Raw genomic sequence first — 8343 nt, 5'->3', positions numbered from 1 at the left:
CGACGACCCCGGTGCTCGCTGCCATGGCCTATCGCATGCAATCCGGCCTGCCGGACAAGACCGGTTATTTCCTGGCGACGCAGGCCGCCGCTTTGCTCGCGATCTTCCTCGTCAGCAGCGGCTATCCCGACCGCGGTATCGCTGGAACGATCGTTCCTTTCTACGCCGCAGCCGTGCTTCTGTTCGGCGTGACCAGCGCCCTGCTCCGGCCGGGCCGCCAGTTGCTGCTGGGCGAACGCCCGATCATCTTCACCTGCATCGGAATGGCTGCCGTAGAGATCGCCGGCGGGCTGACCCTTGCATTGATCCCTCCGCAGGGCTCCGAGCTGCTCGACCAGACCTATACGATCATCGTCTTCCTCGGCCTGCCCGCGATGACCGTCGCGGCGGGCCTTTTCTCGCTCTACCTGATGGGTGGCGATCTCGCCGAGCGGCTGCGCCTCGCCGCCGACACCGACTCGCTGACCGGCGCTCCCAACCGCAGGGCCATCGAAGCATCCGGAACCCGCTTGATGCAGGAGGCCAACGCCTTCGGCCGCCCCCTCACCGTCGCCATCTGCGACGTTGATCATTTCAAGGACATCAACGACCTGTACGGCCACAGCCATGGCGACGCCGTACTCTGCCAGATCACCGCGCTGTTCCGCGAGGCCCTGGTCGAGCCGGAGCAATATGGGCGTTTCGGCGGCGAGGAGTTCGTGCTCTTCTTCCCCGGCGCCGACATCGACCGCGCGCGCGAGAAGGTCGAGGATCTGCGGCTGCGCATATCCCGCCTGCGGATCGGCGACCTGCCATTGCGCCTCACCGCCAGCTTCGGCATCGCACCGATGAGCGCTTCCGACCTCATATTGAGCGACGTGATCAAGCGCGCCGATCGCGCGCTCTATGCGTCCAAGGAGGCCGGGCGCAACCGCACGACCGTCGACCGCCAGGCTGCTGCCGCCTTCTGATCAGCTGAACTTGGCGGCGTAGAGATCGGGCTTGAACCCGACGAGCAGTTCACCATCGGCATCGAGCACCGGCCGCTTGATCATCGACGGCTGCGCTTCCATCAGCGCGATCGCCTTGGCCTCGTCGATGTCCGCACGATCCGCATCCGGCAATTTGCGGAAAGTGGTGCCGGCGCGGTTGAGAAGCACCTCCCAACCCAGCTCGCCACACCAGCCCGCCAGTGTTTCGCGGTCGATCCCCGACGCCTTATAGTCATGAAAGCGATAGTCGATCCCGCGCGCCTCCAGCCAGGTCCGCGCCTTCTTGATCGTGTCGCAATTCTTGATGCCGTACATCGTGACCGTCATCGTCTTCCCCTCGCGCAGCCGGCCGCCCCCTGCCCGGCTGAACGCCGGTGGCAGGGGGCGCGGCGCCTCACTTAAAGAACATATTTGGACAGATCGGTGTCGCGCGCGACCGCGCTCAGCTGCGCATCGACATAGGCACGATCGATCGTGATCGTCGTTCCCTTGCGGTCCTCGGCGTCGAAACTGATCTCTTCGAGCAGCTTCTCCATCACCGTCGAAAGGCGCCGCGCACCAATATTCTCGATCTGCCCGTTCACTTCGGCCGCCACCTTCGCGATCGCGGCTATGCCGTCGTCAGTAAAGGCGATCTCGACGCCTTCGGTACCGATGAGGGCGCGATATTGTTCGGTCAGGCTTGCGCGCGTGTCGGACAGGATCCGTACGAAATCCTGTTCGGTCAGCGCCTTCAGCTCAACCCGGATCGGCAGGCGGCCCTGCAGTTCGGGCAGCAGGTCCGACGGCTTGGCGACATGGAAGGCCCCCGACGCGATGAACAGGATATGGTCGGTCTTGAGCGGACCATATTTGGTAGAAACTGTCGTGCCCTCGATCAGCGGCAGCAGATCGCGCTGCACGCCTTCACGGCTGACCGAACCGCCACGCACGTCCGACACCGCGATCTTGTCGATCTCGTCGAGGAAGACGATGCCATTCTGCTCGGCATCCTGCAGCGCCGACCGGCTGACCTCATCCTGATCGAGCCGCTTGTCGGCCTCTTCGTCGACCAGCTTGGACCAGGCCGCGCGGACCGTCATCTTGCGGCGCTTCGTGCGCCCCTGGCCCATCGCCTTGCCCATCATGTCGCTCAGATTGATCATGCCGACCTGACCGTTCATGCCCGGCAACTCGAACGGCATGCCGCCCGAATCCTCGACCTCGATCTCGATTTCCTTGTCGTCGAGCTGATGGTCCTCGAACCGCTGGCGGAAGGCCAGCCGCGTGGCCTCGCTCGCATCCTTGCCGACCAGCGCATCGAGCAGGCGGGCGAGCGCCGCCTCCTCGGCCTTGTCCTTGACCGCGCTGCGGCGGCGCTCCTTCTCCAGCCGCACGGCCTCCTCGACCAGATCGCGGGCGATCTGCTCGACGTCGCGGCCGACATAGCCGACCTCGGTGAACTTGGTCGCCTCGACCTTCACGAAGGGGGCATCGGCGAGCTTGGCCAGTCGGCGGCTGATCTCGGTCTTGCCGCAGCCCGTCGGGCCGATCATCAGAATGTTCTTGGGCGTAACCTCGTCGCGCAGATTGTCGGGCAGGCGCTGCCGGCGCCAGCGGTTACGCAGCGCCACCGCAACGGCGCGCTTGGCATCGGCCTGGCCGACGATATGGGCGTCGAGCGCGGCCACGATCGCCTTGGGAGTCAGTTGGTCGTTCATATATGGTGCTTTCGCTTGGGCTTGTCGGGAGCGGGAACCGCTCAGGCGGCGCTGTCGAGCGCCTCGACCGTCAGGCTGTCATTGGTGAAGACACAGAGTTCGGCCGCGATGGCCATCGCCTTGCGGCACAATGTCTCGGCATCGGGTTCGTAATCGACCAGCGCGCGCGCCGCCGACAAGGCGAAATTACCGCCCGATCCAATCGCCGCCACGCCGCCGACCGGTTCCAGCACGTCGCCATTGCCGGTCAGGATCAGCGTCACATCCTTGTCGGCGACGATCATCATCGCTTCGAGGTTGCGCAGATATTTGTCGGTCCGCCAGTCCTTGGCGAGTTCGACCGCCGCGCGCAACAACTGCCCGCTATACTGTTCCAGCTTGCGCTCGAGCCGGTCGAACAGGGTGAAGGCGTCGGCGGTCGCGCCGGCGAAGCCGCCGATGACCGATCCGTCGCCCAGCTTGCGGACCTTGCGGGCGTTCGGCTTCATCACCGTGTTGCCCATCGAAACCTGGCCGTCGCCGATCACGACGACCTTGCCATTCTTGCGCACCGACAAGATCGTGGTGCCATGCCATTTGGGAAGTTCGCTCATATCCGTCCTGATGCTTTGCGGAGGGCGATATGGGAACGACGTGGCGGTTGCGCAATCGCGCTCAGCTCTTGCCGACGAACATGAAGCAGGCGGCCCCCACCATGCAGGCAAAGGCACCGAGATGACGCCAGCCGAGATGCTCGCCCAGCACGAAGACCGCGAACAGCGCGAACACGACCAGCGTCACGATTTCCTGCGTGATCTTGAGCTGTCCGGCGGTCCAGCCGTGGAGATAGCCGATCCGGTTCGCTGGCACCGCAAAACAATATTCGACGAGCGCGATACCCCAGGAAGCCAGGATGACGATCCAGAGCCGCGCATCGGTGAACTTCAGATGCCCGTACCAGGCGATCGTCATGAAGATGTTGGAACAGACCAGAAGGATCAGGGGCGTGAGCGTCATGCGTCGCTCATAGGCCTCGCGCAATCAGGAGAAAATGGTCAAACCAGCTGGCGTCGGTCGAATGCCCTGTTGCGGCGCCTGAGCGTGGTCAAGACCAGCCCGATGCCGCCCAACAGCATCATCCGGGTCTCGGGTCCGGATGCGGCGAAGCCCGCATTGGCTTCGGCTACCCGCTCCAGGCCATAGGTGGCGATGGCGAAAAAGGCTTCGCGATCACCCATCGAGAGAGGACCGGCTGCAGCCGGCGTAACGGCTGCCAGCGCGGCGGCCAGCATGATCAGCGATCTGCGCAATTCGTGCATGTCGTCCCCTCGCCGGATCGGCTCAACGGGAACGGTTCTAACCGATCCACGAGCCGGCCGTAACGGTAGCCGGCTATGGTTTACGATTGTTTACCTAGCGCTGCGCGGCAGCGAGACCGATGCCCGCCAAGCCGGACCTGTTCCGGCGCATGATGCCGCCGATCAGAAGGAAGCCGGTCATGAGCATCATCCATGTCGCCGGCTCAGGCGCCACGATCGGGTTGCTTCCCCCGCTATTGCTGACGACGGAGCCGATGCCGACGCCGGAACTCGAGCCATTGATCGTAGGGTTGATCGACTGGAATCGCGTCACGAAGCTGTCGAGCGAAACCGATGCCATGACCTGGGAAAATGTCAGGGCGAAGCTGCCTGTTCCGGTCTGGTTCGCGTTCAAACCCAGGGGGCCGCCCGTGCAATTGCCGTTGCTGTCCGCCTCAAAGCAGACATCGATCGTCCCGACACCCGCAGGGTAGTTGTTGTTCAGATTTGCGCTGGCGAAATAACCCGTGGACGACGCGCTGCTCACATTCGGATCGACATCGAAGCCGAACGAGGTGAGGCGCGAAGACACCGACGAGTCATTGGTCATCGAATAGTTGAAGTTATAGGTCAGCCCGTTGTTGCTGAGCCCCATGAAGGTGAACGTGCTCAGGCCGCTGACAAGGTTGGTGCTGCCGCTGCCGACAAGACCGGTATAATCGGTCGTGAAGGAATAGCCCACATTGGAACTGTTGATCAGGACCGCCGCCGGCGCTGCCGATCCGAAGACCGCAGCTGCAGCAATGACCAGAGAGAGAAAGCCACCCTTACGCATAACGCCTACACCTTGCCTCGTCGGCGAGCCCCCCGGCTGCCCGACGACAACCTGATAGCACGTTTCGGCCCCAATATCTATTTCTGCAACACGTCAAACGGCGTGGCAAAAGACAGTGCCACCACCCCGATTATCGACAGAAATCCGCGCATCGCGAACATGGCGTTCACCAGAGCATAGGCCAGGACCTACAAATCCTGTCCGGGCAAGACGCCGCCCACATCCCCGAAAACGGCGTCTTTCGCCGCTCCAACCTAGCTGATTCGCCCCTGTTCGGAACAGGGCGCAAAGGCTATCGACGGCCTGCGGAGAGGGGATGGCCATGTCGTTGAAAATGCCAGAGCCAGACGGCCGGACGCTGCAGCAACGCGGTGCCATCGTCGCGGCCTTGCGCGCGATCGTTCCCGGAGAAGGCGTGATCGACGACCCGGCCGAACTCCGCCCTTATGAAAGCGACGGCCTCACCGCCTATCGCCAGCCACCACTGGCCGTCGTGCTACCCGAGACGGTCGACCAGTTGTGTCGGGTCCTGCGCTATTGCCATGACCGGAACGTCAAGGTCGTCCCGAGGGGCGCGGGCACCTCGCTGTCGGGCGGTGCGCTCCCGCTGGCCGACGCCGTGCTGATCGGCATGGCCCGCTTCAACCGCATCCTCGACGTAGACTATGTCGACCGGATCGCGGTCGTGCAGCCGGGGGTGACCAATCTCGCCATCACTCGGGCAGTCGAGGAGCGGGGCTTCTATTATGCACCCGATCCGTCCAGCCAGATCGCCTGCACGATCGGCGGCAACGTCGCCGAGAATTCGGGCGGGGTTCACTGCCTCAAATATGGCCTGACGACGAACAATGTCCTCGCGGTCGAACTGGTGACGATGGAGGGTGAAGTGCTCCGGCTCGGCGGCCGCCATCTCGACCCCGCAGGCCTCGACCTGCTCGGCGTGGTCGTGGGCTCCGAAGGCCTGCTCGGTATCGTCACCGAGGTCACCGTCCGGATCCTGCCGCGTCCGCAGACCGCGCAGGCCCTGCTGATCGGCTTCCCCTCGGTCGCCAGCGCCGGTCAATGCGTGGCCGACGTCATCGCCGCCGGCATCATCCCGGCGGGCATGGAGATGATGGACCGGCCCGCCATCCACGCCGCCGAGGCCTTCGTGAAGGTCGGCTACCCGCTCGATGCCGAGGCTCTGCTGATCGTCGAGCTCGATGGCCCGGAGGCCGAATGCGGGCATCTGGCGGAAGAGGTGGCGAAGATCGCCGCTGGCCATGGCGCCTCGTCGATCAGGGCCTCGCGCGACGAGGCCGAGCGGCTGGCCTTCTGGGCGGGACGCAAGGCTGCCTTCCCTGCGGTCGGCAGGCTCGCCCCCGATTATTATTGCATGGACGGCACCATTCCCCGCCGCCGCCTGCCGGAAGTGCTCGAGCGGATGGCGGCCCTGTCCGACCGCTATGGCCTCGGCGTCGCCAATGTCTTCCACGCGGGCGACGGCAATCTTCATCCGCTGATCCTCTATGACGCGAACGAGGCGGGGCAACTCGAACGCGCCGAGGCCTTCGGCAACGACATATTGCGGCTCTGCGTCGAGATGGGCGGCGTCCTGACCGGCGAACATGGCGTCGGCGTCGAAAAGCGCGACCTGATGCCCGAGATGTTCAGCGCGGTCGACCTCGCCCACCAGCAGCGGGTCAAATGCGCTTTCGATCCTGCCCTGCTGCTCAATCCGGGGAAGATGTTTCCCACGCTCCACCGCTGCGCGGAACTCGGCCGGATGCACGTCCATCGCGGCGCCCTGCCCCATCCCGACCTGCCACGCTTCTGATGCCACTCACCCAAAATCCAACCGATGAAGACCAGTTGGCAGCGCTCTTCGCCGACGCCGCCGCGCACCATCGCACGCTCGAACTGCGCGCCGGAGGTACCCGCCGCGACATGGGTGCGCCGCGCGCAGCGGACATCGTCGATCTTACCGCGTTCACCGGCATCGTCGACTATGACCCGCCAGAACTCGTCCTGACCGTCAGGCCAGCGACGCCACTCGCCGAGATCGAAAAGCTGCTCACCGAGCAAGGACAGATGCTCGCTTTCGAGCCGTTCGATCCGTCACCGCTGTTCGGCGAGCCGGCCGGCGGGGGCACGATCGGCGGCGCGGTGCTTTCGGGAACGGCCGGCAGCGGCCGCCTCACCGCCGGCGCACCGCGCGATCATCTGCTCGGCCTGACCGCCATTTCCGGTCGTGGGGAGCGCTTCGTGGCGGGCGGCAAGGTGGTCAAGAATGTCACCGGCTATGACCTGCCCAAGCTGATCGCCGGCAGCTGGGGCCGGCTTGCTGCCGTCACCGAGATGACGCTGAAGGTCCTGCCGCGCCCGCGCATGGTCCGCACCCTCGCGATCGAGGGGCTTTCGCCGGCCGCCGCCCATCGGGCGATGGCCTGCGCGCTGGACGGCCCCTGCGACATATCTGCGGCGGCGCATCTGCCTGCCGATGGCGACCGGCCTTCGCTGACCCTGCTTCGCGTTCAGGGCTTCGCACCATCGGTCGAAGCCCGCTGTCTCGCCTTGCCCGATCTGTTGCGCGACCATGGGCGGCCGCGCACCTTGTCCGACGAGGAGCAGGCACATTGGTGGAACGCCGTCCGCATCGCCACTCCGCTCCGCAATGCCCCGACCCTGTGGCGAGTCAGCCTCCCCGCCCACCAGTCCTCCCCCCTCATCGCGCGGCTCGACGACGGCCGGGGCCGCTGGTTGATGGACTGGGCCGGCGGGTTGCTCTGGCTGGCCAGCGACGCCGCGCCCGACCATATCCGGGCGGTAACAGCGGAACTTGGCGGCCACGCGATGCTCGTCCGTGCCCCGGCCGAGCTGCGGGCGCGCATACCCTTCGAACACCCCCGCCCGTCCGGCGTCATGGCGCTCGAACGCCGCGTGCGCCGCGCCTTCGACCCTGCCGGCATCTTCGAGAGCGGGCGTTTCCTGGACCAAGACGATGCGGACTGATTTTACCCCCGAACAACTGGCCGACCCCGCGACGGCGGTTGCCGAGGCGGTCATCCGCAAATGCGTGCATTGCGGCTTCTGCACCGCGACCTGCCCCACCTATGTGCTGCTCGGCGACGAACTCGATAGCCCGCGCGGCCGCATCTACCTGATCCAGAACATGCTGGAGACGGAGGCCGAACCGACACCGCAGGTCGTCAAGCATATCGACCGCTGCCTGTCCTGCCTGTCCTGCATGACGACCTGCCCCTCGGGCGTGAACTACATGCACCTGGTAGACCATGCGCGCGCCTATATCGAACGGCGTTATCGTCGGCCGCTCGCGGAGCGCGCAATCCGGGCGATGCTCGCGGCGGTGCTGCCCTATCCGCGACGCTTCCGCTTCGCTCTCGGCCTTGCGCGCCTCGCGAGGCCGCTCGCACCGATCTTCAGGCGCACGTCACAGACCCGACCGCTGGCGGCGATGCTCGAACTGGCGCCGCGAACCCTGCCGGTCCGAACGCGCCAGGACGCCCCCCCGGTTGTAAGGCCGGTCGGCCGCGTCGCCTTGCTGCAGGGCTGCGCCGAAC

10 protein-coding genes are annotated in these 8343 nt (G+C 65.4%); 4 read left to right on the top strand and 6 right to left on the bottom strand.

What is annotated here, in order from left to right; all coding sequences use genetic code 11:
• Positions 1 to 950 (top strand): GGDEF domain-containing protein (locus KAY22_RS20975; protein ID WP_296625187.1); only part of this gene is annotated, 950 nt, incomplete at its 5' end.
• Here the strand turns inward: KAY22_RS20975 and KAY22_RS20970 are convergent.
• The 6 genes from KAY22_RS20970 to KAY22_RS20945 form a co-directional block, all read right to left on the bottom strand.
• On the bottom strand, positions 951 to 1298 hold the full coding sequence (locus KAY22_RS20970) for an ArsC family reductase (RefSeq protein ID WP_296625186.1): 348 nt from the start codon (positions 1296 to 1298) through the stop codon (positions 951 to 953).
• A gap of 71 nt (positions 1299 to 1369) precedes the next feature.
• Positions 1370 to 2671, bottom strand: a complete 1302-nt coding sequence (gene hslU, locus KAY22_RS20965; RefSeq protein WP_296625185.1) for an ATP-dependent protease ATPase subunit HslU — start codon at positions 2669 to 2671, stop codon at positions 1370 to 1372.
• Between the two features lie 41 nt (positions 2672 to 2712).
• On the bottom strand, positions 2713 to 3264 hold the full coding sequence (gene hslV, locus KAY22_RS20960; protein ID WP_296625184.1) for an ATP-dependent protease subunit HslV: 552 nt from the start codon (positions 3262 to 3264) through the stop codon (positions 2713 to 2715).
• A 61-nt stretch (positions 3265 to 3325) separates the two neighbouring features.
• Positions 3326 to 3667: a DMT family protein gene (locus KAY22_RS20955; protein WP_296625183.1), complete on the bottom strand. Its 342-nt coding sequence runs from the start codon at positions 3665 to 3667 to the stop codon at positions 3326 to 3328.
• Between the two features lie 38 nt (positions 3668 to 3705).
• Positions 3706 to 3969: a hypothetical protein gene (locus tag KAY22_RS20950; RefSeq protein WP_296625182.1), complete on the bottom strand. Its 264-nt coding sequence runs from the start codon at positions 3967 to 3969 to the stop codon at positions 3706 to 3708.
• A gap of 94 nt (positions 3970 to 4063) precedes the next feature.
• Positions 4064 to 4783 carry a cistern family PEP-CTERM protein gene (locus tag KAY22_RS20945; protein WP_296625181.1) on the bottom strand — a complete coding sequence of 240 codons (720 nt, stop codon included), beginning with the start codon at positions 4781 to 4783 and terminating at the stop codon, positions 4064 to 4066.
• A 322-nt stretch (positions 4784 to 5105) separates the two neighbouring features.
• On the opposite strand from KAY22_RS20945, the gene KAY22_RS20940 reads away from it, so the two are divergent.
• From KAY22_RS20940 to KAY22_RS20930, 3 genes are all read left to right on the top strand, one after another.
• A complete protein-coding gene (locus KAY22_RS20940; RefSeq protein WP_296625180.1) occupies positions 5106 to 6599 on the top strand; it encodes an FAD-linked oxidase C-terminal domain-containing protein in 1494 nt (497 codons plus the stop codon).
• Positions 6599 to 7774 (top strand): glycolate oxidase subunit GlcE, encoded by a 1176-nt coding sequence (gene glcE, locus KAY22_RS20935; protein ID WP_296625179.1) that lies wholly within the window; start codon positions 6599 to 6601, stop codon positions 7772 to 7774. Before KAY22_RS20940 ends, glcE begins: the two co-directional genes overlap by 1 nt.
• Positions 7764 to 8343 (top strand): 4Fe-4S dicluster domain-containing protein (locus KAY22_RS20930; RefSeq protein WP_296625178.1); only part of this gene is annotated, 580 nt, incomplete at its 3' end. The genes glcE and KAY22_RS20930, both read left to right, overlap by 11 nt.

It is taken from the genome of Rhizorhabdus sp., assembly GCF_018006725.1.
Taxonomy (GTDB): Bacteria; Pseudomonadota; Alphaproteobacteria; order Sphingomonadales; family Sphingomonadaceae; genus Rhizorhabdus.
This window is presented reverse-complemented; position numbering and strand designations above follow the sequence as displayed.

Bases quoted from the DNA above. Each gene is read 5' to 3' on its own strand.
- KAY22_RS20970 (WP_296625186.1), bottom strand. From the start codon at position 1,298: ATGACGGTCACGATGTACGGCATCAAGAATTGCGACACGATCAAGAAG.
- hslU (WP_296625185.1), bottom strand. From the start codon at position 2,671: ATGAACGACCAACTGACTCCCAAGGCGATCGTGGCCGCGCTCGACGCC.
- hslV (WP_296625184.1), bottom strand. From the start codon at position 3,264: ATGAGCGAACTTCCCAAATGGCATGGCACCACGATCTTGTCGGTGCGC.
- KAY22_RS20955 (WP_296625183.1), bottom strand. From the start codon at position 3,667: ATGACGCTCACGCCCCTGATCCTTCTGGTCTGTTCCAACATCTTCATG.
- KAY22_RS20950 (WP_296625182.1), bottom strand. From the start codon at position 3,969: ATGCACGAATTGCGCAGATCGCTGATCATGCTGGCCGCCGCGCTGGCA.
- KAY22_RS20945 (WP_296625181.1), bottom strand. From the start codon at position 4,783: ATGCGTAAGGGTGGCTTTCTCTCTCTGGTCATTGCTGCAGCTGCGGTC.
- KAY22_RS20940 (WP_296625180.1), top strand. From the start codon at position 5,106: ATGTCGTTGAAAATGCCAGAGCCAGACGGCCGGACGCTGCAGCAACGC.
- glcE (WP_296625179.1), top strand. From the start codon at position 6,599: ATGCCACTCACCCAAAATCCAACCGATGAAGACCAGTTGGCAGCGCTC.